18 protein-coding genes are annotated in these 23,142 nt (G+C 70.4%); 13 read left to right on the top strand and 5 right to left on the bottom strand.

All coding sequences use genetic code 11. From position 1 onward, the window contains the following. Nucleotides 1-81: 81 nt before the first annotated feature. Both I004_RS0107600 and I004_RS32825 read right to left on the bottom strand, forming a co-directional pair. Nucleotides 82-1,326 (bottom strand): alpha/beta hydrolase, encoded by a 1,245-nt coding sequence (locus I004_RS0107600; protein WP_037975367.1) that lies wholly within the window; start codon nucleotides 1,324-1,326, stop codon nucleotides 82-84. 231 nt (nucleotides 1,327-1,557) lie between these two features. Continuing rightward, nucleotides 1,558-2,214: a TetR family transcriptional regulator gene (locus tag I004_RS32825; protein WP_051344824.1), complete on the bottom strand. Its 657-nt coding sequence runs from the start codon at nucleotides 2,212-2,214 to the stop codon at nucleotides 1,558-1,560. Nucleotides 2,215-2,415: 201 nt separating this feature from the next. On the opposite strand from I004_RS32825, the gene I004_RS0107590 reads away from it, so the two are divergent. After that, nucleotides 2,416-4,053 (top strand): MFS transporter, encoded by a 1,638-nt coding sequence (locus I004_RS0107590; RefSeq protein WP_028434977.1) that lies wholly within the window; start codon nucleotides 2,416-2,418, stop codon nucleotides 4,051-4,053. 226 nt (nucleotides 4,054-4,279) lie between these two features. Then, entirely contained in the window at nucleotides 4,280-4,726 is a 447-nt protein-coding gene (locus I004_RS0107585) for a peptidase inhibitor family I36 protein (protein ID WP_486579842.1), read from the top strand. Nucleotides 4,727-4,974: 248 nt separating this feature from the next. Here I004_RS0107585 and aceE read toward each other — a convergent pair whose 3' ends face one another. After that, a complete protein-coding gene (gene aceE, locus I004_RS0107580) occupies nucleotides 4,975-7,722 on the bottom strand; it encodes a pyruvate dehydrogenase (acetyl-transferring), homodimeric type (RefSeq protein WP_028434975.1) in 2,748 nt (915 codons plus the stop codon). A gap of 409 nt (nucleotides 7,723-8,131) precedes the next feature. Here aceE and I004_RS0107575 point away from each other — a divergent pair, with 409 nt between their 5' ends. From I004_RS0107575 to I004_RS0107550, 6 genes are all read left to right on the top strand, one after another. After that, the gene (locus tag I004_RS0107575; RefSeq protein ID WP_028434974.1) at nucleotides 8,132-8,572 is read left to right on the top strand and encodes a DUF3052 domain-containing protein; all 441 of its coding nucleotides are present in this window, start codon (nucleotides 8,132-8,134) and stop codon (nucleotides 8,570-8,572) included. Nucleotides 8,573-8,829: 257 nt separating this feature from the next. Beyond that, complete coding sequence (locus I004_RS0107570) at nucleotides 8,830-9,288, top strand: peroxiredoxin (protein WP_028434973.1); 459 nt, start codon at nucleotides 8,830-8,832, stop codon at nucleotides 9,286-9,288. 129 nt (nucleotides 9,289-9,417) lie between these two features. Then, the gene (locus I004_RS0107565) at nucleotides 9,418-9,993 is read left to right on the top strand and encodes a TerD family protein (protein WP_028434972.1); all 576 of its coding nucleotides are present in this window, start codon (nucleotides 9,418-9,420) and stop codon (nucleotides 9,991-9,993) included. Between the two features lie 108 nt (nucleotides 9,994-10,101). Continuing rightward, entirely contained in the window at nucleotides 10,102-10,680 is a 579-nt protein-coding gene (locus tag I004_RS0107560; protein ID WP_028434971.1) for a TerD family protein, read from the top strand. Nucleotides 10,681-10,719: 39 nt separating this feature from the next. Next, nucleotides 10,720-11,874 (top strand): DUF475 domain-containing protein, encoded by a 1,155-nt coding sequence (locus I004_RS0107555; protein WP_028434970.1) that lies wholly within the window; start codon nucleotides 10,720-10,722, stop codon nucleotides 11,872-11,874. Between the two features lie 142 nt (nucleotides 11,875-12,016). Further along, nucleotides 12,017-12,775 (top strand): Tellurium resistance, encoded by a 759-nt coding sequence (locus I004_RS0107550; protein ID WP_028434969.1) that lies wholly within the window; start codon nucleotides 12,017-12,019, stop codon nucleotides 12,773-12,775. 31 nt (nucleotides 12,776-12,806) lie between these two features. Here the strand turns inward: I004_RS0107550 and I004_RS0107545 are convergent, their stop codons facing one another. Then, entirely contained in the window at nucleotides 12,807-13,733 is a 927-nt protein-coding gene (locus tag I004_RS0107545; RefSeq protein ID WP_028434968.1) for a TerD family protein, read from the bottom strand. Nucleotides 13,734-13,976: 243 nt separating this feature from the next. Between I004_RS0107545 and I004_RS32820 the strand changes: the two genes are divergently transcribed. From I004_RS32820 to I004_RS32815, 3 genes are read left to right on the top strand one after another with little or no spacing between them, the layout of a single operon-like run. Continuing rightward, nucleotides 13,977-15,188 carry an HpcH/HpaI aldolase/citrate lyase family protein gene (locus I004_RS32820; protein ID WP_051344823.1) on the top strand — a complete coding sequence of 404 codons (1,212 nt, stop codon included), beginning with the start codon at nucleotides 13,977-13,979 and terminating at the stop codon, nucleotides 15,186-15,188. Beyond that, entirely contained in the window at nucleotides 15,185-17,737 is a 2,553-nt protein-coding gene (locus I004_RS0107535) for a phosphoribosyltransferase (RefSeq protein WP_037975366.1), read from the top strand. The genes I004_RS32820 and I004_RS0107535 overlap by 4 nt, the downstream gene beginning before the upstream one ends. After that, complete coding sequence (locus tag I004_RS32815; RefSeq protein WP_051344822.1) at nucleotides 17,734-18,630, top strand: HAD family hydrolase; 897 nt, start codon at nucleotides 17,734-17,736, stop codon at nucleotides 18,628-18,630. Before I004_RS0107535 ends, I004_RS32815 begins: the two co-directional genes overlap by 4 nt. 19 nt (nucleotides 18,631-18,649) lie before the next feature. On the opposite strand, the gene I004_RS32810 is transcribed toward I004_RS32815, so the two are convergent. Then, nucleotides 18,650-19,243 (bottom strand): rhodanese-like domain-containing protein, encoded by a 594-nt coding sequence (locus I004_RS32810; protein ID WP_037975365.1) that lies wholly within the window; start codon nucleotides 19,241-19,243, stop codon nucleotides 18,650-18,652. Nucleotides 19,244-19,512: 269 nt separating this feature from the next. On the opposite strand from I004_RS32810, the gene I004_RS40205 reads away from it, so the two are divergent. Together I004_RS40205 and I004_RS0107515 are read left to right on the top strand one after the other, a co-directional pair. Further along, nucleotides 19,513-22,173, top strand: coding sequence for an SAM-dependent methyltransferase (locus I004_RS40205; protein ID WP_486579841.1), 2,661 nt, complete (start codon nucleotides 19,513-19,515; stop codon nucleotides 22,171-22,173). A 119-nt stretch (nucleotides 22,174-22,292) separates the two neighbouring features. Then, nucleotides 22,293-23,141: a pentapeptide repeat-containing protein gene (locus I004_RS0107515; protein ID WP_028434966.1), complete on the top strand. Its 849-nt coding sequence runs from the start codon at nucleotides 22,293-22,295 to the stop codon at nucleotides 23,139-23,141. Nucleotide 23,142: the final 1 nt, after the last annotated feature.

Raw genomic sequence — 23,142 nt, 5'->3', positions numbered from 1 at the left:
GTCCCCCCACTCGACGCTACGCGCGTAATCGCCTTCATTTACGGGGCATATGCGCGCCTGTGCCGGGAATGCACCCCGCCGCTATGCGGTCTTGGTGGGGGCCCCGACGCAGCCGGGGTCACTGGTCGCACAGCTGACGGTGTCGTACGAACCTGTCGCGATCTCCGCGAAATTGTCGAGGCTCCCGGTGCCCGGCACGTAGTAGCCGGTGTGCCCGAAGGCACCGTTCGAGGAGAGCCTGCGGGCACCGAATCCGGGGGAGACGGGGTCGGCGCCGTGACCGAGGCCGCCGACCTCCATGTGGGGCACGTCGGCGATCCAGTCGTCCTTGTCGCGCACGGCCCAGACGTTGGCGTCGGTGCCGAGATCGTCGGCGTGGTCCACGCGCATTCCGGGGCTGCCGGAGACCGCGATGTCGGTGACGCGCGGTGGCAGCCCGTCCGCCGCGTCACCGCACACGACCGAGCCGTAGCTGTGGCAGAACAGCGCGATGTGCGGGCTGTGCAAGCTCTGCACGAAGTCGGTGAGCCGCTGCGCGCCCTCTTCGGCGAGGTTGCCGGAGGCGGCCTCGACGCCGAGACCCGTCGGTGCCGTGTAGTCGGCCCAGGCGATGGTCGCCGTGGATGCGCCCGGCGAGGCGGTGCGCTGCCGCTCCTGGAGCGCACGTGCCATGCCGGCGGGTGCGGAGTACGGGCGGTCGGACTTCTCGAACGTCAGGAGGTTGGTGTCCACGCCCGGAACGACGACCGACACCCGCTGCGCCCGGTCCAGATCGCCGAAGACCTCCGCCGCGCGGCCGCGTCCCGTCGGGTCGAAGGCGAGGATCTGGCGCGCCGGGTCGAGCATGGACTCGAAGCGCTCCATGCGGTGGCTCGCGGTCTGGCGCCCGTCGTCGGTCAGCCGCTGGTCGTTCATACGTTTGCGCTCGATGTCCCGCGCCTCGACCAGCGCCTTGTGGTTCGCGTCGTAGCGCAGCTGGACGGGGGCGCCGCCCAGGTTTCCCACGACGAGCGGGTAGCGGTCGGCCAAGCGCTCCTGCTGGCTTGTGCTCAGCGAACGGAAGAACCGGGCGACCGCTCCGGGCTTCTCGTCCGGGTCGGGCAGCTGGCGGCCGGCGATGGAGCCCTTCTTCCAGGCGAGCAGGCTCGCGGCGTAGGGGCCCGGCGTCCCGTCGTGCTCGCGGATCGCCGTCCACCCCGTTGTCGCCAGCAGGACCAGCACCACGGCCAGTGCGAGCACCGTGCGCCAGAAAGCAGTGCCCGGGGCTCCCGCGGACGGGAGGCCTGATCCGGACAGGGGGTTGCTGAGGGCCGGGAAGGAATTCACTGGACAGCAACCCTAGGAGACGGGGTCGAGTGCTCGTGTGCGCCGTGACCCATCTCACGTTTCGGCATGCCTGATTGGGTCAGTTTCGGACGGGCCTGTGGCTGTCGTGGTGTTGCGAGGTGTACGAGGTGGTTCTCGCCGGTGCGTTGCCGTCGGGCCGGGCCGCGAACCGGCCCGTGGCGCACATCAGTTGGATGTGGTCTCCCAGGCGCCTCGCGAGGTGACCCGGAGTCAGGACGACTCGGGGCGGACGGGGTCGCCGACGGGGTCGCCCCAATCATCCGAAAGGGCAGGTCCCAGCTGGTCGACGTACGACTCGACCATGTGCTGCGCCGCGGCCACCGTGAGGTCCCCGCCGAAGCTCCAGCGGCGGAAGGCGGCACGCATCACACCGGAGAACGCCGCCACGAGGACCCGCGGCCGGGGGTCGGTGTCCGGATCCACGCCCTCGCGCCGGGCGATCTCGGCGGCCAGCCGTTCCTCCATCTCCACGGCGTGGCGGAGTTCGACGGCCACGAGAGAGGGCGTGGTCTCGATGATCTGCCACATCCTCATGTACAGCGTGAGGGGGACGATCTCCTCGATGGCCTCGCCGATGCTTTCCCACGTCTCGTCGAGCGTGCTGCGCAGCACCTCGACGGGGGCGTCCCCGGGCGGCCGCGTGCGTACGGCCTCCACGTACCGCTCCGAGACGAGCGCCTGGAGGGAGAAGGCCACTTCCTCCTTGCTGGTGAAGTAGCGGAAGAAGGTGCGCTGGGAGACGTCCACGGCGGCCACGATCTCGTCGACGGTGGTCTCCTCGTAGCCCTGCTCGACGAAGAGCTCGCAGGCGGCACGGACGAGCGAGTCCCGGGTGCGCTGCTTCTTCCGCTCACGCAGACCGGTCACTTCGGCCACCTCCCAGTGGTTCGCCGTTGGTTCTCCAACGGCACAGCATGCACGGACCGGACGCTGTCGCGGCCGGGGTCGCGGACGTGGCTCTGCGGAATCCGCCGGGCCGCGGGTGGCCTGCCGGATGTGAGCAGCCTGACATCTACCGACGAATAATTTTGTTTGTCAATTGTCAGCGACTGTCATTAGCCTCGCATCATGAGCTCCCAGACCAGCACGCCCACGGGCCGGACCCCGGATCCGCCCGGCCCGCGTGAACCAGGCATACCAGGCGTATCAGGCGCACCGGAACCTCGCTCGGGTGTCCGCGGCCACCCGTGGCTGACCCTCGTGACCGTGGCGATCGGCATCACGATGGTCGCCCTCGACGGGACCATCGTCGCGATCGCCAACCCGGCCATCCAGAAGGACCTCGGCGCATCGCTCGCCGACGTCCAGTGGATCACCAACGGATATCTGCTCGCCCTCGCCGTCGCCCTGATCACCGCGGGCAAGCTCGGTGACAGGTTCGGTCACAGGCAGACCTTCCTGCTCGGAGTCGTCGGCTTCGCCGCGGCGTCCGGAGCGATCGGGCTGGGCGGCAGCGTCTCGCTGGTCGTCGCCTTCCGCGTGCTGCAGGGGCTCTTCGGAGCGCTGCTGATGCCCGCGGCGCTCGGCCTGCTGCGCGCCTCCTTCCCCGCCGAGAAGCTCAACGCGGCCATCGGGGTCTGGGGCGCGGTCATCGGCGCCTCGACCGCGGCCGGGCCCATCGTCGGCGGGCTCCTCGTCGAGAAGGTCAGCTGGGAATCGGTCTTCTTCATCAACATCCCGGTCGGTCTGGCCGCACTGCTGATGGGTCTGTTCATCCTCCGGGACCACCGGGCGGAGAAGGCCCCCCGTTCCTTCGACGTCCCGGGCATCGTGCTGCTGTCCGGCGCGATGTTCTGCCTGATCTGGGCACTGATCAAGGCGCCGACGTGGGGCTGGAGCGATGCGTCCACGCTGGGCTTCCTCGGCGGTTCGCTCGCCGCGTTCCTGATCTTCGGGCTCTGGGAGTCGAAGGCGAAGGAACCGCTGGTTCCGCTGAGCATGTTCCGCTCGATCCCGCTGACGGCCGGCACGGTGCTGATGGTGCTGATGGCCTTCGGATTCATGGGCGGCATCTTCTTCGTCACCTTCTACCTGCAGAACGTGCACGGCATGTCGCCCGTGGACAGCGGGATCCGGCTGCTGCCGCTCACGGCGATGATGATCATCGCCTCGCCCGTGGCCGGCGGGCTGATCTCCAAGGTCGGGCCGCGTGGTCCGCTCGTCGGCGCCATGCTGATCACCGCGGTCGCGATGTTCGGGCTCTCGACGCTGGACGCGGACAGCGGTGCCGCCGTCACCTCCCTGTGGTTCTCGCTGCTGGGCCTCGGCCTCGCGCCGGTGATGGTCGGCGCCACCGACGTCATCGTCGGGAACGCGCCGCTGGAGCACTCGGGCGTCGCGGGCGGACTCCAGCAGGCGGCGATGCAGGTGGGCGGAAGCCTCGGCACCGCGGTGCTGGGAGTCGTCATGGCCACCCGGGTCGACGACGCGCTGCCGGAGAAGTGGGCGGACGCCAAGCTGCCGCCCCTGCCGCCCGGCCAGGAGGACAAGCTCAAGGGCGCCGCCGAGGTCGGCGTCGCGCCTCCGGCACCGGCGGGCACCCCCGCGCAGATCGCCGAGGCGATGAAGGATGTCGTGCACGACTCGTTCATCTCGGGGATGGGGCTGGCCTTCATGTGCGCCGGCGTCGTGGCGGTGTTCGCCTCCGGGGTCGCCTTCTTCACCAAGCGCGGCACGAACGACGCGGGGCCGTCCGTGCACGTCTGACGGCGACAGGGCTGCGAACCTCGGGGCGGACGGTCGTGACCGTCCGCCCCGAGGTGTCTCCACGTCGCACGCACCGCGCTTGTGGATAACTCCACCACCGGTCCTGGTGAACCGGACGGGTTTCTCTTGGCCTTGCCCTGGCCCCCGTTCATGCTGGTCACGACGCCGGGTGCTCTGGCCCGGCCGGTACGGGGGAGTGGTCGGAATGCGCAGATACTGGCGAGGCATGTCCGGACGGGGCGAGCCCGCGATGCGGGGCGCGTACGGCAGGGGCCGGGGGGCGGGCCCTGGCCCCTGGATGGCGGCGCGAGGCGTGGCGGCCGGCGCGCTGGCACTGGGCGCCGTGGCCGCGGGGGCTGTGGCGGCGCCACCGCAGGCGCAGGCAGGGCCGAGGCTGGGTGACTGCGCGGCAGGTGAGCTCTGCCTGTGGCCGGATGCGCAGTTCCGGGGCGAGCGGCGTGAGTACGTGCTGAGGGAGATCTCCATCGGGAGCTGTCAGCGGCTTCCCGGGCATGCGGGGGCGGAGTCGTTCGCCAACCGCATGGGCCGCCCGGTCACCGTCTACGAGAGCGGTGAGTGCGCGGAGACGCGCGACTTCCACACCCATCCTTCGGGCTCATGGACGCCCGAAGGCGCTTACAGGGTGCGGGCGTTCAAGGTCTGGGAGCGCTGATGCGCCGCTGTCACAGCGCGGCGGTGCGAGCCGTGCGCGTGGTGCGGGTGCGGCGGTCGTTGTGGCGCGCACTGCGTACGAGCGTGGGGTGTCCGGGCCGAGTCGGCACGCCCCTCGGTGGCTGGTCCTTGTGCCGCGGCGCCGGACGCGCACAGCGCGACGGCCCGGTACAGCTGTGCCGTACCGAGCCGTCGCGCTCCGTTGCCGTACGTCCGGGGGCGATGACCCGGCCCGCAGACCCCGGGAAGCTAGGCGTCGCCGCCCGCCGCGCCCGGGTCCGCGGCCGCCACGTCCAGCAGCTGGTACCGGTCGAGGGCCTGCTTCAGGGCCGAGCGGTCGATCTTCCCCTCCCGTGCCAGCTCCGTCAGCACGGCCAGCACGATCGACTGCGCGTCGATGTGGAAGAAGCGCCTGGCCGCTCCCCGGGTGTCGGCGAAGCCGAAGCCGTCGGCGCCCAGGGACTGGTAGGTGCCGGGCACCCAGCGGGCGATCTGGTCCGGCACGGACCGCATCCAGTCCGAGACGGCCACCTTGGGTCCGTCGGCGCTCTGGAGCTTCCGCGTCACGTACGGGACGCGCTGTTCCTCCTCGGGGTGGAGCAGGTTGTGCTCCTCGGCATCCACCGCTTCACGGCGCAGCTCGTTCCAGGAGGTCGCCGACCAGACGTCCGCCTTGACGTTCCACTCCTCGGCCAGGATCTTCTGAGCCTCGAGGGCCCACGGCATGGCGACGCCCGAGGCGAGGATCTGCGCGGGGATCGTGCCCTTCGCACCCACGCTGTAGCGGTAGAGGCCCCGGATGATGCCCTCGGCGTCCACGTCCGCAGGCTCGGCGGGCTGCTTGATGGGCTCGTTGTAGACGGTGAGGTAGTAGAAGACGTCCTCGCCCTGCGGGTGCTCCGGCGTGGAGCCGTACATCCGCTGCAGCCCGTCCCTGACGATGTGCGCGATCTCGAAGCCGAAGGCCGGGTCGTAGGAGACGGCGGCCGGGTTGGTCGACGCCAGCAGCTGGGAATGGCCGTCCGCGTGCTGCAGGCCTTCGCCGGTCAGGGTCGTACGGCCCGCGGTCGCGCCCAATACGAAGCCCCGCGACATCTGGTCGGCCATCTGCCAGAACTGGTCGCCGGTCCGCTGGAACCCGAACATCGAGTAGAAGACGTAGATCGGGATCAGAGGCTCGCCGTGCGTCGCGTAGGCCGACCCCGCAGCGGTCGCGGCCGCCGTACAGCCGGCCTCCGTGATGCCGTCGTGCAGCATCTGGCCGCTCGGCGACTCCTTGTACGCCAGCAGCAGTTCGCGGTCGACGGACTCGTAGCTCTGCCCCAGCGGGTTGTAGATCTTGGCCGAGGGAAAGAAGGAGTCCATTCCGAAGGTGCGGTACTCGTCAGGCGCGATCGGAACGAACCGCTTCCCGATCTCCTTGTCCCGCATCAGGTCCTTCAGCAGCCGCACGAAGGCCATGGTGGTGGCGATCTGCTGCTGGCCGGATCCCTTCTTCACCGCCGCGTAGGCCTTGTCGCCGGGGAGCTTCAGCGGCTTGGAGCGGTTCACGCGCGTGGGCACGTACCCGCCCAGTTCCCTGCGGCGGTCGTGCATGTACTGGATCTCTTCCGAGTCCCTGCCCGGGTGGTAGTACGGCGGGGCGCCGGACTCCAGCTCCTTGTCGGGGATCGGCAGGCGCAGCCGGTCGCGGAAGCCCTTGAGATCGTCGATCGTCAGCTTCTTCATCTGGTGCGTGGCGTTGCGGCCCTCGAAGTTCGGCCCCAGCGTCCAGCCCTTGATGGTCTGCGCAAGGATCACCGTCGGCTGGCCCTGGTGCTCCTTGGCCGCCTTGTACGTCGCATACACCTTGCGGTGGTCATGGCCGCCGCGTCCCAGGTGCAGGAGCTGGTCGTCGGTCATGTTCTCGGCCATCGCCCGCAGCCGCTGGTCACCACCGAAGAAGTGATCACGGATGTAGGCGCCGCTCTCGGTGGCGTACGTCTGGAACTGGCCGTCGGGCGTGGTGTTGAGCTTGTTGACCAGCACACCGTCGCGGTCCTGGGCGAGCAGCGGGTCCCACGAGCGGTCCCAGACCAGCTTGATCACGTTCCAGCCGGCGCCGCGGAAGTACGACTCCAGCTCCTGGATAATCTTCCCGTTGCCGCGCACGGGGCCGTCGAGCCGCTGAAGGTTGCAGTTGATGACGAAGGTGAGATTGTCCAGCCCCTCGCGCGCGGCCAGAGAGAGCTGCCCCAGCGACTCGGGCTCGTCCATCTCCCCGTCGCCGAGGAACGCCCACACATGCGACTTGGAGGTGTCGGCGATGCCGCGCGCCTCCATGTAGCGGTTGATCCGGGCCTGATAGATCGCGCCGATGGGCCCGAGCCCCATCGAGACCGTGGGGAACTCCCAGAAGTCCGGCATGGACCGCGGGTGCGGATAGCTGGAGAGTCCGTTGGGCGCCTTGCTCTTCTCCTGCCGGAAGCCGTCCAGCTGCGCCTCGGAGAGCCGGTCGAGCAGGAACGCGCGCGCATAGATGCCGGGGGAGGCGTGGCCCTGGAAGAAGACCTGGTCGCCGCCGTCCCCCTCGTCCTTGCCGCGGAAGAAGTGGTTGAAGCCCACGTCGTAGAGGGAGGCGGAAGAGGCGAAGGTCGCGATGTGCCCGCCCACCCCGATGCCGGGGCGCTGCGCGCGGGAGACCATCACCGCGGCGTTCCAGCGGGTCGCGTTGAGGACCTTGCGCTCGATCTCCTCGTTACCCGGGAAGAAGGGCTCGTCCCGCGTGGCGATCGTGTTCACGTAGTCGGTGCTGCGCATCTCCGGTACGGCGACGCGCTTTTCGCGCGCCCGCTCGATCAGCCGGAGCATGAGATAGCGGGCCCGTCCCCGTCCGCGCTCGTCGACGGCGGCGTCGAGCGAGTCGAGCCATTCCTGGGTCTCCTCGGGATCGAAGTCCGGGACCTGGCTGGGAAGGCCGCCAATGATGATCGGGTTGCGATCGGATCCGGAAGCCACGCTGTTCCTTCGCTGGTCGTGATCTGTCTGCCTTGGTGTCGCGCCGACTCCATCGTCCACTGCCGCTGCGTCCGCGTCACCTCTACTGCGGGGTAACCCGGTTCCGTCTCATCAGCGCGCGAAGGGAAGGGTCAAATGGGGCGGCCGAATTGCCACCCTACGCCCGGCGTCGAAGAGTCGTGCGGCCGCTGGTGCACTCGGTGCGGAAGGTGGGAAACCGGTGTATATCTCTCCGGTCGATGTGGCGCGAATCACTGCTCATCGGGCATTGTGGGAGGACACGTAGGCGTTTGGGCGGGATGGATGGTGGGGTACTTGCGCGATCCGCCCTGCCCGTGTGGACTACGGCCATTGCCTCGCGTGCGCGCGGGGCGCAAGGCAGATTCCAGCAAGAGACAGGAGGCAATCCGTGAGCGCGACCGCGGACCACGCGGAGGAGCGGACCAACCCCGCCGCAAGGCTGGGTTTCCAGCCCGGACAGGTGGTCCAGGAGCTCGGGTACGACGACGACGCCGAGCAGGCACTCCGTGAGGGCATCGAGGCCATCACGGGTACGGAGCTCGTCGACGAGGACCACGACGACGTGGCCGATGCCGTGATGCTGTGGTTCCGCGAGGATGACGGCGACCTGACGGACGCGCTGGTGGATGCCACCACGATGATCGACGCGGGTTCTCCTGTCTGGCTGCTGACCCCCAAGACCGGCCGCGAAGGCTACGTCGAGCCGAGTGAGATCGGTGAGGCGGCGCAGACCGCCGGGCTCGCCCAGACCAGCACCGTCAACGCGGGCAAGGACTGGAGCGGAAGCCGTCTGGTCACGCCCAAGGCGGCTCGCACCGGCAAGCGGTAGCCCGGGGCCGCCTCGGACGCAGACCGAGGAAGCTGTCCCAGCAGCGAACCAGACACGATCGGGCCCCCGGCAGCTTCGCTGCCGGGGGCCCGACTCGCTCCAGGGGCGGAAGTGAAAGACTGCGCCGGCGTCCCGTGACGGCGAACCGCCGTTCCGTCAGGCGCTCCGCGGACGCCGCGGGAAGGCGCCGCCGTCTGCGGGTCCGCGACCACAGAACGTCTCCATCGACCGTCAGCACGGAAGGGGATCTTCATCCCATGGCAATCGAGGTCGGCACCAAGGCACCGGACTTCACACTGAAGAGTCAGCACGGCGAAGCGGTCTCGCTGTCCGACTTCCGGGGCAAGAAGAACGTCGTTCTGCTCTTCTACCCCTTCGCGTTCACGGGGGTGTGCACGGGCGAGCTGTGCGCGCTGCGTGACGAGCTCCCGTCGTTCGTCAACGACGACGTGCAGCTGCTCGCCGTCTCCAACGATTCGCCCTTCGCGCTGCGCGTCTTCGCCGACCAGGAGGGGCTGGAGTACCCGCTCCTGTCGGACTTCTGGCCGCACGGGGAGGCCTCCCGCGCCTACGGTGTCTTCGACGAGGAGAAGGGCTGCGCCGTGCGCGGAACCTTCGTGATCGACACCGAGGGCGTCGTCCGCTGGAACGTCGTCAACGCCATTCCCGAGGCGCGTGACCTGAACGAGTACGTCAAGGCGCTCAAAGCCCTCTGACCGAGGCCCTGGGAGCGTGGGGAACCGCTCACTAGGATCGATTCGTTGATCCGACAGCAACAGGAGCAAACCGCAACAGGAACGGGGGCACGTACACGGTGCTCCTTCGAACAGACACCTGGAGGACTCGTGGGAGTCAGCCTCAGCAAAGGCGGCAACGTCTCGCTGACCAAGGAGGCCCCGAATCTGACGGCCGTGATCGTAGGTCTGGGCTGGGACGCCCGTACGACCACGGGCTCGGACTTCGACCTCGATGCCAGCGCCCTGCTTGCGAACGGCGAGGGCAAGGTCGGCAACGACAAGAACTTCGTATTCTTCAACAACCTCAAGAGCCCCGACGGCTCCGTCGAGCACACCGGCGACAACCTCACCGGTGAGGGCGAGGGCGACGACGAGGTCATCAAGGTCAATCTGGCGGGTGTGCCGGCCGACGTGGAGAAGATCGTCTTCCCTGTCTCCATCTACGAGGCCGAGAGCCGCCAGCAGAGCTTCGGCCAGGTCCGCAACGCCTTCATCCGCGTCGTCAACCAGGCCGACAACAACGAGCTGGCGCGCTACGACCTGAGCGAGGACGCCTCCACGGAGACGGCCATGGTCTTCGGCGAGCTCTACAGGCACGGCGCGGAGTGGAAGTTCCGTGCCATCGGCCAGGGCTATGCGTCGGGACTGCGCGGCATCGCGCAGGACTTCGGGGTCAACGTCTGACGGATCCCGGCAGCCACCGGCGCCGCAGACTTCCGTGAACCGGAGGTGTGCGGCGCCTGGTGATGTCGGGACACTGGGGTGCATCAACACCGGGGAGAGGATCAGAACATGGGCGTGACGCTCGCCAAGGGGGGAAATGTCTCCCTCTCGAAGGCCGCACCGAACCTGACCCAGGTCCGGATCGGGCTCGGCTGGAAGGCCCGTTCCACCACCGGCGCCGCCTTCGACCTGGACGCCAGTGCTCTGCTGTGCGCGAACGGCCGGGTCCTCGGCGACGAGTACTTCGTCTTCTACAACAACCTCAAGAGCCCCGATGGCTCCGTCGAACACACAGGCGACGAGCTCGTCGGCGGCACCGACGGCGAGGACGACGAGACGGTTCTGGTGGACCTGCCGCTCGTTCCCGCCCATGTGGAGAAGATCGTCTTCCCTGTCTCCATCTACGACGCCGAGCCCCGCCAGCAGACGTTCGGGCAGGTCACCGACGCCTACATCCGCGTCCTGAACCAGGAGGACGGGCAGGAGCTGGCGCGTTACGACCTCACTGAGGACGCCTCCTCGGAAACCGCGATGATCTTCGGGGAGTTGTACCGGCGCGGGGGCGAGTGGAAGTTCCGGGCCGTTGGACAGGGGTACGCCTCAGGCTTGCGAGGCATCGCCCTAGACTTCGGGGTCAATGTTTCGTAAGCAAAGGTCATGTGTTCGTAAAGCGGATTGGGTAGCCCAGTGCTCTTGAAAACCTTCGGCTGGTCCTTCGGCGTCACGGCCGCGGGATTCGCCCTCGCCGCGTTGCTCTGGGGGTGGCAGGGTTTCGCCGTCGTGGCGATCCTCTCCGTCCTGGAGATCTCGCTGTCCTTCGACAACGCGGTCGTCAACGCCGGTGTGCTGAAAAAGCTCAACGCCTTCTGGCAGCGCATCTTCCTGACCATCGGCATCCTCATCGCCGTGTTCGGGATGAGGCTGGTCTTCCCGGTTGTCATCGTGGCCATCAGCGCCAAGATCGGGCCCATCGAGGCCGTCGATCTCGCGCTGGCGGACCCGGACAAGTACCAGCAGCTCGTGACGGACGCGCACCCGGCCATCGCGGCCTTCGGTGGCATGTTCCTCCTGATGATCTTCCTCGACTTCATCTTCGAGGAGCGGGAGTACAAGTGGCTCGCCTGGCTCGAGCGGCCCCTGGCCAAGCTCGGCAAGGTCGACATGCTCTCCGTGTGCATCGCCCTGATCGTGCTGCTGGTCTCCGCCATGACCTTCGCCGTCGAGGCGCACCAGCACGGCGGGGCTCACGCGGACAAGTCCGCCACGGTGCTGCTGTCCGGCGTCGCCGGTCTCATCACGTACCTGATCGTCGGCGGTCTCTCCAGCCACTTCGAGAACAGGCTGGAGGAAGAGGAGGAACGCGAGCACGAGGCCGAGGAGGAGGCCAAGAAGGAAGGCAAGGATCCGTCCCTCGTCGGAATAGCCGGCAAGGCAGCCTTCTTCATGTTCCTCTACCTCGAGGTGCTCGACGCCTCCTTCTCCTTCGACGGCGTCATCGGTGCCTTCGCGATCACCAACCACATCTTCTGGATGGCGCTCGGTCTCGGCATCGGCGCGATGTACGTACGGTCACTCACGGTCTATCTCGTCCGGCAGGGCACGCTCGACGACTACGTCTACCTGGAGCACGGCGCCCACTACGCGATCGGTGCGCTCGCGGCCATCCTGCTCGTCACGATCAAGTACGAGATCAACGAGGTGGTCACCGGCCTGATCGGTGTCGCGCTGATCGGCGCGTCCTTCTGGTCCTCGGTCCGGCGCAACCAGCGGGTCGCTCAGTCGAACGAGAGCGGCGGCGAGAAGGGCGAGGCCTCGGACGAGGAGGTCAGCTCCAAGGCGTGAGCCCCCTGTGATCCCGGAAGATGCGGCAGCTCGTACGCTCCGGGTGTCACGGTGGCCTGTTTGCGGAACGCTCTAACGGGGCGGCTCCGAGTCCCGACTCGGAGCCGCCCCGAGGCAGTTGGAGTTCGAGTGGGGGTGCGGGATGGTCTCCCTTTGGGAGAACTGGCGCAGCGGCGCCGGGATGCGTCGGCGCAGTGCGAAGTTCGACATGATGGGTGGCGGTTCGAGCTACGCGACCGAGCTGACCAAGCGTCACTCGTCGGTATCGCTCACCGAGCAGGGCGCCGACAACGGCAGCCTGCGGGTCAATCTGTCCTGGCGCATGCGGACTTCGGACTTCGACGGGAGAACCGGACGCCGCGGCTCGCTCCGGCATCCGTTCCAGGCACTGAAGCCGCAGGTCGTTCAGGCGCACACGCAGGGCGTCGTCAACGTCGACCTCGACCTCGCGTGCATGTACGAACTGGCCGACGGCAGCAAGGGAGTTGTGCAGCCGCTCGGCAACTTCCTCGGCGACTGGAACTCCCCGCCGTATGTGAAGCTCACGGGTGACGACCGCTTCGGCTCACCGTCCGGCGAGACGATCTATGTGAATCTCGACCACAAGGACGACATCAAGCGGCTGCTGTTCTTCGTCTACATCTACGACGGCACCCCCGCGTTCGACCGTACGCACGCGGTCCTCACGCTCTTCCCGAGCAACGGCCCGCGCGTCGAGGTGAGCCTCGACCAACGGGCCCCGCAGGCACGCTCGTGTGCCGTCCTGCTCATGGAGCACGAGAAGGACCAGCTGATGGTCCGCCGCCAAGTGCGCTACGTCTACGGCTTCCAGTCCGAGCTGGACCGGCTCTACGGCTGGGGCCTGCAGTGGGGCCGCGGATACAAGGCCGGCAGGACCTGACTCCGGCCCGGGCCGAGGGCGGCCGCCCCTCTCAGTTGTTCTGGAACTGGGGGCCCTGGGGCGGCAGCGTGAAGTCCGGGTCCGGCTGCGGGTAGCCGTAGGCGGGCTGCGGATATCCGTACGCGGGCCGGGTGGCGGGCGGCTGCTGGGGCTGCTGCGGGTAGGCGTAGCCCTGCGTGGGCGCCGCGGGCCCCGGCCCGGCCGCCGCGATGGGCGACGGCGCGGTGGGTGCGTGACCGGCGGCCGCCGGCCCCGGGGAGGGAGCAGCGAGGGGGAAGTCCTCGGGCTCCTGACGCTGCGGGGTCGCGAAGGCCGGCACGGTCGCGTCGTCCGTGGGAGCGGACGTCTGGGGCGGGACCGACGGTGCGGGCGGCGCGGCGGCAGCCGGCTCCGGCCGGGAACCGGGCTCCGGCTCCTCGACGGTGATCCCGTACTCGGTGGCCAGTCCGACCAGCCCCGTGTCGTAACCCTGGCCCAGCGCACGGAACTTCCAGTCCGTGCCGCGTCTGTACAGCTCGCCGCAGATCATCGCCGTCTCGGCGCCCGTCTCCGGCTCGATGTCGAACTGCAGCACCGGCTCGCCCTCGGCGGCCTGCCCGGTGCCTGCGTACACCAGCAGCCGCAGCTGCCGTACGTCGCGGAAGGTACCGCCGTCCGTCGAGGCGGCCAGCAGAACCCGGTCAACCCGGGGAGCGAGGGCACCCAGGTCGGCCTCGACCGAGTCGCGCATCCCGCCGTGCTCCTGCGTCTTGGCCACGTGGCTGACAGCGCCGGACGGGTGCCGCGGCTGGTTGTAGAACACGAAGTCCTCGTCGGAGTCGACGCGCCCGCTCTCGTCCAGCAGCAGCGCCGACACATCCACGTCGGGCACACCGGACCCGGCGAACCAGCACAGGACGGCGCGCACCGCCACAGTCTCCAGCTGAACGTTTGAGCCCTTCACCATGGCGTGCGTCATGGGCTCATCCTGCCTTCCGTCCGTGCGTCAGGACAACGCGGGAGGCCGGTGGTGGGCCGGTGTGTACCGGGTGGTAACACATTTTTCATCATCGATTGGAACCAATGGGCCCCTCCCATACGTACGATGAGCGGCTGCTTCTCGCCGCCGGACGGCACATGCGGTGGCGGGACGGGCTGCGCACGATCGACAGCGACCGCGTCGGCCCTGCCGGATGCCGCGCGAAGGAAATCGGGGTCATGCATGCGGCATTTCGGTCAACTCCCACCTGAGGTGCGGGGCGCGCTGTTCCAGCACGAACCCGCCGAGTTCACGGCGGAATCATCGGGGCGCAGGCTCGCCGCCGCGCTCGGCGGCACCCTCTACTGTCCGGCCACGCGCACGAGCCTCGCCGCCGACGTGGTCAAGCAGGCCCGGCGCGGCGTGGTGTCCATGGTGCTGTGCCTGGAGGACTCCATCAGCGACGCGGAGGTCGCGGCGGCCGAGGACAACCTGGTGCGGCAGTTCGAGCAACTCGCGGACGGGGACGCCGGTCTGCGGGAGCGGGACGTCCCGCTGCTGTTCATACGGGTCCGGGAGCCGGAGCAGATCATCGATCTCGTGGCGCGCATGGGCGCCGCGGCCGGACTGCTCTCGGGGTTCGTGCTGCCCAAGTTCACCGAGGAGCGCGGCATCCCGTTCCTGGAGGCGCTGGTGGAGGCCGAAGCCGCGGTGGGCCGGAGGCTGTTCGCGATGCCCGTACTGGAGTCCCCGGGCCTCATGCACCTGGAGTCCCGTGGCGGGACGCTCGCCGGCATCGCCCGGGCCGTCGACAAGTACCGGGAGCGGGTGCTCGCGCTGCGACTGGGCGTGACCGACTTCTGCTCCGCGTACGGGCTGCGCCGCACGCCGGAGATGACCGCCTACGACGTGCAGCTCGTCGCCTCCGTCATCGGTGACGTGGTCAACGTGCTGGGTCGTGTGGACGGCAGCGGCTACACGGTCACGGGACCGGTGTGGGAGTACTTCCGCCTCCAGGAGAGGATGTTCAAGCCCCAGCTGAGGCAGAGCATCTTCACCGGGCGCGCGGAGGAGCTGCGTACCGCGCTCATCGATCACGACATGGACGGACTGCTGCGCGAGATCGAACTGGACCGGGCCAACGGCCTGCTCGGCAAGACCTGCATCCACCCCTCGCATGTGCTGCCGGTGCACGCGCTGTCCGTGGTGAGCCTGGAGGAGTACAGCGACGCCACCGACATCCTGCGGCCGGAACGCAGCGGCGGTGGTGTCGTGCGGTCCGCCTACACGAACAAGATGAACGAGGTGAAGCCGCACCGGGCGTGGGCCGAGCGGACGCTCCTGCGCGCGGAGTTGTTCGGGGTGGCGCGCGAGGGCGTCGGCTTCGTCGACCTCCTCGTGGCGGGCGCGCGGGCCGACGGCGAGCCGGCGGAAGAGGGACGGGCGAAGGGATGAGCGAGGCTGTGAGCGGTGCGGTGTGGTCCGGCGAATGGGTCGCCGAGCGGCTGGAGGTGAGGCTGAGCGGCGAGGGCCTGCGGGACCTGATGGGCCTGGCACTGCGCCGCAACCCCAAGCGCGCGCACCTCCTCGTCTCGCGCGTCCTGGGCAAGCACGTGCCGGAGCGGCCCGGAACCGTGCGCGGGGTCGGCCTGCGGCTGGGACGGGACGTACGGACGCTGCTGGGCGACGCCCTCGCCGACCGTGCCGTGGTGCTCGGCTACGCGGAGACGGCCACGGGCCTCGGGCACTGCGTCGCCGACGGCATCGGTGGCGTCACGTACCTGCACTCGACGCGGCGGGCCGTGAGGGGAGTGGCCACCGCCGGCGGGTTCGAGGAGGAGCACAGCCACGCCACGTCCCATCTGCTGCTCCCGGAGGACCCCGGGCTGCTCGGCGGGGACGGGCCGCTCGTGCTCGTCGACGACGAGTTCTCCACGGGCCGCACCATTCGCAACACCGTCGCCGCGCTGCACAGGCGTCATCCGCGGGAGCGGTACGTCGTCGTGGCGCTGACCGATATGCGCTCCGCCGACGACGCGGCCGCACTGGAGAAGTTCGCGGCCGAACTCGGCGCGCGTGTGGACGTGGTCGCGCTGGCACGTGGGCGGGTCTCGCTCCCGCACGACGTGCTGGAGCGCGGGCAGCGGCTGGTGGCGGAGGCCGAAGCGCAGGCAGAGGCAACGGCCGTGTCGGTGGAGCCGCGGGCCGGGGCGGACGCCTCTGCCGCGCGCGTGCCGGGGCCGCGCCGTGTGAGCCCGGCGACCCCGGTGGACCTCGGCTGGCCGCTGCGCCTGCCCGACGGCGGACGGCACGGCTTCACGGCCGCCCACAGCGCACGCCTGGACGCGGCACTGCCCGGCATGGCCGCACGGCTGGCCTCCGCACTGGCGGAGACGGGCACCGTCGACGCCGTGCAGGACGCGGCCCGGGACGACCGGCCGGCCCCGCGCGTACTGGTGCTGGGCTGCGAAGAGTTGATGTACGCGCCGCTGCGCCTCGCCGTCGCCCTGGAGGAGCGGCTGGAAGGGAAGGCGGAGGTGCGCTTCTCCACCACGACGCGTTCGCCCGTGCTCGCCGTGGACGACCCGGCCTACGCGGTCCGCACGTGCCTCTCCTTCCCGGAACACGAAGAGACCGACGGGGACAAGGGCGAGGGGGCCGGTGAGCCCGGCGCCGCGACGCGCTATGCGTACAACGTCGCGCCCGGAGGCGACCCCGGGCGCCGCTTCGACGCCGTCGTCGTCGTGACGGACTCGGCCTCCGACACCGCGGCCCTGCACGCGCCCGGCGGACTGCTGAACCGGCTGCGCGAGCACACGGACAGCGTGCTGCTCACGGTCGTCCCGGCCTACCGTCCGCTGCCCGCACCGCTGCGCGGCCCGCACTTCTCCTCGTACGCACCCGACGAGGTCGGCTGGCTGCTGCAGGACCTGTCCGAGACGCAGCTGGAAGCCCCGACCGAGGAGCGCGAGGAGGCGATCCAGAGCGGCGGGGCGCACTACGCGGAGTCGCTGCCCGTCGAATACCAGCCGAGCCCGGAGTACGAGCGGCTCTTCCACAGCGCGCTGGAGGCATCCGCGGGCCGCGTCGCGCGCGCGGTCGGCACCGTCACGGAGACCGTGCTCGCCGAACGGGCGCCGCGAGGAACCGGCCGCCCGGTGCTGGTCTCGCTCGCCCGCGCGGGCACGCCCGTCGGCGTACTGATGCGGCGCTGGGCACAGCGGGCCCACGGCCTGGACCTGCCGCACTACGCGGTGTCCATCGTTCGCGGGCGCGGCATCGACGCCAACGCCCTGCGCTGGATCGCCTCGCACCACGACCCCGCCGACGTCGTCTTCGTCGACGGCTGGACGGGCAAGGGCGCGATCACCCGCGAACTCGCCGAAGCTGTCGCGCAGTTCGAGGAGTTCGACCCGGAGATCGCCGTGCTCGCCGACCCCGGGGGCTGTGTGCGCACCTACGGCACGCGCGAGGACTTCCTCATACCGTCCGCCTGCCTCAACTCCACCGTCTCCGGGCTGATATCGCGCACGGTGCTCCGCGCGGACCTGGTCGGCGCGGACGACTACCACGGCGCCAAGTGCTACCGGGAACTTGCCGGTTCGGACGTCTCCGGCCTCTTCCTGGACACGGTCACTGCCCGCTTCGACGACGTCGCCGAAGCGGCGGCCGAGGACGCGGCGGCGATGCGGTCCGCCGAGCGGGCCCCGACGTGGGCCGGCTGGAGCGCGGTCGAGCGGATCAGCCGGGAGTACGGCATCGACGACGTCAACCTCGTCAAGCCGGGGGTCGGCGAGACGACGCGCGTGCTGCTGCGCCGCGTCCCGTGGCGGGTTCTGACGCGACGCGGCGCGGGCTCCGACCTGGACCATGTGCGTCTGCTCGCCGAGCAGCGGGGCGTTCCCGTCGAGGAGACGGACGGACTGCCCTACAGCTGCGTGGGCCTGATCCACCCGCGCTACACGCGCGGGGCCACCGGCTCGGACGGGAGGGCCGCCGGATGACCGCCCCCACCCCACCCGGGACGGCGCGGGATCTCCCGCTCGTCGCCGGCGACCTCGACCGCACGCTGATCTACTCGGCGGCGGCCCTCGGCCTGACCGTGCCGGACAGCGAGGCTCCGCGGCTGCTGTGCGTCGAGGTGTACGAGGGCAAGCCCCTGTCGTACATGACCGAGACGGCCGCCGGACTGCTGGCGGAGCTGATGGACCGGTGCGTCTTCGTGCCCGCCACCACCAGGACCCGCGAACAGTACCGGCGTGTGCGGCTTCCCGGCGGACCCGCGCGCTACGCGGTGTGCGCCAACGGCGGTCATCTGCTCGTCGACGGCGAGGCGGACCCGGAGTGGAACGCTCAGGTGCGCCGCAGCCTCGCCGCCTGTGCCCCGCTGGACGAGGTGCGCGCGCACCTTCGCGAGACGTCCGCCGGCGGCGACTGGGTGCTCAAGCACCGTGTCGCGGACGACTTGTTCGCGTACCTCGTCGTCGACCGCCGACGGCTGCCGCAGACATGGGTGAAGGAGCTGGCCGCCTGGGCGGAGCCCCGCGGATGGACGGTGTCCCTTCAGGGCCGCAAGATCTACGCCGTGCCGGGACCGCTGACGAAGAGCGCGGCCGTCGCCGAGGTCGCACGGCGCACCGCGGCGACGCGTACCTGCGCCGCGGGCGACTCACTGCTCGACGCCGACCTGCTCCTCGCCGCCGGCCGGGGCTGGTTCCCGGGACACGGTGAACTGGCCGACAGCGGCTGGAGCGCCCCCCACGTCACGGCGCTGGACGAGCGCGGCGTCGCGGCTGGGGAGCGGATCGTCCGTGAGATGCACGAGGCGGCCGGTGCGGCGCGGGGGCACGGCGAAACCGGGCGGCGAGCGCACAGGCGTGGCAGCCGCGCAGGCTGAGTCCGTACCGGTGCCCCGGTCAGCTCGTGCCGGCGGTCCGCGCGGTCAGCCTGCTGAGCGTGGCATCCAGGCCCCCGTCGCCGGACTGGCGGCGGTTGAACGGGAGCTTCGAGAGCACCGCGGCCATGCCGCACGTGTTGCTCAGCGCGGAGAAGACCAGGCCGCCCCCGATCAGGAACGAAAGGATCCGGGCACCGGGAACCGCCAGGTCGAGCAGGATGCCGAGCACCACCAGCGAACCGGCGACCAGCCTGACCTGACGTTCCATCGGCCACACGGCGCGGGCGCCCGCAGGACGGTCCAGCGCGTGACCGCCACCGGACCAGGCCTGGGTCCCGCCCTCGAGCGACGCTGCCGTGATCCCCTCGTCCGCGAGGCGGCCGGACGCGACCCCGGACCGGGTTCCGGAAGCGCAGACGACGACGAGTTCGCCCTTCTCGGACGCTGTGCGCAGCGAGGGCAGCGCCTCGCCGAGACGGTCCAGCGGGATGTTGAACGCACCGGGGATGTGCCCGGAGCCGTACTCGCCGGGGGTGCGGACGTCGATGACGGTGGCGCTGTTCAGTCGCGGAGCGAACTCGTCGATGGTGAGGGGAGCGGTCGGCGTGGTCACAGTGGATCCTTCCGGTTCGGCCTTGATCGTGACCCTTCAGATCTGATCGCCTCAGCAGCACTGGGGAGCGGTCTATTCCGGATACGGCGGCCGAACCGCATCGCCTCCGGGTGATAATTCACCCATTTGTGGCATAGGTCGCGTATCGCAGGGTGGGGGCCTGCCCGTCGGAGGGGACGGAGCCCCCCTGGCCCACCGTCCCCGCTCCCGCCCGCCGCGCCGCATCACCCCGAGGTGCGCCGGACGGTGCCCGGGTCGACGCTGGAGCCATGTTGACGCTGGGCCGTCTGACCGCGGGTGCACCGCCGCTGCTGCAGTGGGCCAGCAGGGGAGACGCGCCCGGTGACCCCGGCAGGGCGGTGGAGAGGATCACGCGCTGCGGGCCCGACGGCCCCCCGGTCGGTGAGCGCACGGAGCGGGTGCTGCTCGTGACGTCCGCGGACAGCACCCTGGAGTGGGTGCGGCTCCGCGCGGAGAACGCGGCCGGAGTGGTGGTCTGCGGCGAGTTCGACGACCTCGACGAGGTGCCTGACTGCGGACTCGTTCCCGTCCTGACCCCGCTGGTCCCCGGCGGACCGGTGCGGGTCGCCGAGGCGCTCATGGGCGCCCAGATCGCGGCCCTCCAGGCCGAGGTCCGGCAGGTGGAGACCTACACCGATGTGGCCGCTCACGCGATGGCCGAGGGCAGAGGGCCTCAGGCGGTGCTCGACTGGGTCTCGCGGGAGGCCCGCGCGCAGGTGGAGGTGGTCGACGGCTACCGGGAGCAGGACTGGCCCGCGGAAGTCTCCAGGCAGACGGCCCTGCTGCGCGAGCTCGTACGGGGCCGGGAGCACGGCCCGGTGCGCGGGGTCGGGGACGGGCGGTACGTCGAGGTGTGGCCGGTCGGAGTCGGGCCGCCGCACAGGCTGCTGATCGCCTCCCGCGACGAACCTTGGGGAGGACGCGGCCTGTTCGGCCTGGAACAGGTGGCCGTGATGGTGGCCGGGCTGCTGCGCGAGGAGGAGGTGACGGAGCGCGAGCACCGCCTGCACGCGGCCGTGCAAGCGGCACGGACCTCTGCCTTCCAGTACCTGATGGTCGGCGACGTGACGTCAGCGGGCCGGGCGGTGGAGCCGCTGGCCCCCGGCCTGATGGCCGCCGGCGTGGTGCAGGTCGCGGTGGTGGAGAAGGCGCCGGGGGAGGAGCGGGAAGCGGTCGCGGAGGAGGTCGAGGAGGCTCTGCAGTGGGGACGTGCGCTGACCGTGCTCTGCCCCGTCGACGAGACCCAGCTCATCGTCATCTGGGACGGCGCCCAGGCCCCGGTGCAGACCGTGCTGGAGCCGGTCGCTGAAGCCGAACCCGACCGTGCCGTGGGAGTCAGCGGCCGCGGACCGCTGGAGCACGCCGCGCGCCTGTACGGAGCGGCGGCGGTCAGCGTGGAGGCGGCCCGGCGCACCCCCGGCGGGGTGGCCGTGCACGACGGACGGCCGCCCCTCGCGGAGCTGCTGGACAGCTCCGCCCGCGCCTGGGCCCGGGAGCTGCTCGCGCCGCTCGAGTGGAATCTCGCCGCGGCGGAACGGCAGCGGCTGCTGGAGGTGTGCAGCGCCGGAATCGCCATGGGGGCGCACGGCGCCGGGCGGCTCCTCGGCCTGCACCGCGAGACCGTGACCGCGCGGCTGGACGAGCTGACGGCACGCGTGAACCTGGACCGCTCACTGCTCGGGGACCGGGCGAAGCTGGACCTGGCGATGCGGCTGGCGGACCTGCCGCCGCCGGTGCCGGGCGTCGCGCCCGCAGGCGGCGTCCGCCGAGTGCTCGACCACGAGGGTGCCTCGAACTGGGGCCACGGCGTGCTGTCCGGACTGCCGCCACGGTTGCTCTCCGCGCTGGTGGCCTGGGTCGAGCACGAACTTGACCCCGAGGCGACGGCAGAGGAACTGGGCATCTCCAGCAGCACACTCGGCGGGTGGCTGCGTGAGGCCGGGACGTTCACTCATCTCCCGCTGCGCAAGGACAGGCCCGGCGCCGTACACGAACTGCTCTGGGCCCTGTACACGACGGGACGCATCCCCCCGTCCACCGTCACCGGCAGCGAGGGGGAGGCACGGCCGGCCGGTCCCGACGGGAGAGGGCAAGGCGCCGTCGCCGGCGTCGGCCAGCCCCGCACCGACACGCCCCATCCCGCCCGTCTCTACGACTACTTCCTGGGCGGCCGCACCAACTACGCCGCCGACCGGATCGCCGCCCAGCAGACCGTGGAAGCCACTCCCACCATTGCCGTCATGGCCCGCGAGAACCGCGCCTTCATGCTCCGTGCCGTGCGTCATCTCGCCGGGCAGGAGGGCATGCGTCAGTTCCTCGACCTGGGCGCCGGCATCCCGACGGAGCCGAACCTGCACCAGGTCGCCCAGGCCGAGGCCCCCAGCGCGCGCATCGTCTACGTGGACGACGATCCCGTCGTCCACGCCCACGCCCAGGCCCTGCTGGCGGGCAGCCCGCTCGGCCGCACCGCGTTCCTGCGAGCCGACGCCGCGGACCCGTCCGGCATCCTCGCGTCCTCCGAGGTCCTCGAAAGCCTCGACCTGGACCAGCCGGTCGCGCTCTCCCTCGTGGCGCTGCTGCCCTTCGTCACCGACGACGAGGCCGCGCACGAGATGATCCGCGGCTTCACCGGTGCGCTGGTTCCGGGGAGCTTTCTGACGCTCTCCCACCTCACCGGGGATTTCGATCCCGAGGGGATGGAGGTGGTGTGCCGGCAGCACGAGAAGCTGGCCGGCATCCGCATCAAGGCCCGCTCGCACGGCGAAGTGGCGGCGCTCCTGGACGGGTTGGAGCTCGTGAACCCCGGAATCGTCCTGGTCCACCGGTGGCGCTCGGACCGCTCCGAGGAAGACCTGGCCGGCGACGACGTACGGATCGGCTCGTACGGCGCGGTCGCCCGCATTCCGTAGAACGACGGACGCGGGCGCAACCTCGGAGGGGCGGTCACCGAACGGGCGGAAAAACCGATACCTCCGGTGGAAGGGTGAATGGCAGGATCGAACGCCCGCACCCAGCGCAGGAGGCTGCAGTGACTCCAGCCCGGCCCCGGCATCTGCGGGCCGACTGCGCGAACTGCTTCGGCCTGTGCTGCGTCGCGCTGCCCTTCGCCGCGTCCGCGGACTTCGCGTTCGACAAGGACGCCGGCCGGCCCTGTCCCAACCTTCGCCGCGACTTCCGCTGCGGCATTCACGACCGGCTGCGTGAGCGGGGCTTCTCCGGCTGCACCGTCTACGACTGCTTCGGCGCGGGCCAGCAGGTCTCGCAGTACACCTTCGGCGGACGGGACTGGCGGCGCGAACCCGCCACGGCACAGCGGATGTTCGAGGTGTTCCCGGTGATGCGGCAGCTGCACGAGCTGCTGCTGTATCTGACGGAGGCCGTCGCGCACCCCGCCGCCCGGCCCCTCCGCGGCGAACTGCGCCGAGCCCTGGACGACATGACACGTCTGACCGGTGGCACAGCGGACGAACTCGCTGCCACGGACGTGCATTTGCACCGGGAACGGGTCAACCAACTGCTGCTGCGCGCCAGCGAACTCGTAAGATCCGGGCCGCACGGCCTCGGCAGCAGTCACATGAGGGACCACAGGGGCGCCGACCTCACCGGAGCCCGGCTCGCCGGCGCGGATCTCCGAGGGGCGTCACTGCGAGGAGCCCGGCTGATCGCCGCAGACCTCCGTCGGGCCGACCTGCGTACGGCAGATCTGACGGGAGCCGATCTGAGGGACGCCGACCTGAGCCGAGCGGACCTCACCGGAGCCCTGTTCCTCACCCAGCAGCAGCTCGACGCGGCGAAGGGCAGCCCGGCGACGCGGATTCCGGAGGGATTCGACAGGCCCGCGCACTGGAAGCAGCGTTCTCCCAGACGGAGGGCCTGAG

The organism is Streptomyces sp. TAA486 (genome assembly GCF_000426165.1).
Note: the sequence above shows the minus strand (reverse complement) of the source record. Positions and strands in the feature narration are given on the sequence as shown.

Bases quoted from the DNA above. Each gene is read 5' to 3' on its own strand.
- I004_RS0107590 (WP_028434977.1), top strand. From the start codon at position 2,416: ATGAGCTCCCAGACCAGCACGCCCACGGGCCGGACCCCGGATCCGCCC.
- I004_RS0107585 (WP_486579842.1), top strand. From the start codon at position 4,280: ATGTCCGGACGGGGCGAGCCCGCGATGCGGGGCGCGTACGGCAGGGGC.
- I004_RS0107570 (WP_028434973.1), top strand. From the start codon at position 8,830: ATGGCAATCGAGGTCGGCACCAAGGCACCGGACTTCACACTGAAGAGT.
- I004_RS0107560 (WP_028434971.1), top strand. From the start codon at position 10,102: ATGGGCGTGACGCTCGCCAAGGGGGGAAATGTCTCCCTCTCGAAGGCC.
- I004_RS0107550 (WP_028434969.1), top strand. From the start codon at position 12,017: ATGGTCTCCCTTTGGGAGAACTGGCGCAGCGGCGCCGGGATGCGTCGG.
- I004_RS0107545 (WP_028434968.1), bottom strand. From the start codon at position 13,733: ATGACGCACGCCATGGTGAAGGGCTCAAACGTTCAGCTGGAGACTGTG.
- I004_RS32820 (WP_051344823.1), top strand. From the start codon at position 13,977: ATGCGGCATTTCGGTCAACTCCCACCTGAGGTGCGGGGCGCGCTGTTC.
- I004_RS0107535 (WP_037975366.1), top strand. From the start codon at position 15,185: ATGAGCGAGGCTGTGAGCGGTGCGGTGTGGTCCGGCGAATGGGTCGCC.
- I004_RS32815 (WP_051344822.1), top strand. From the start codon at position 17,734: ATGACCGCCCCCACCCCACCCGGGACGGCGCGGGATCTCCCGCTCGTC.
- I004_RS40205 (WP_486579841.1), top strand. From the start codon at position 19,513: ATGTTGACGCTGGGCCGTCTGACCGCGGGTGCACCGCCGCTGCTGCAG.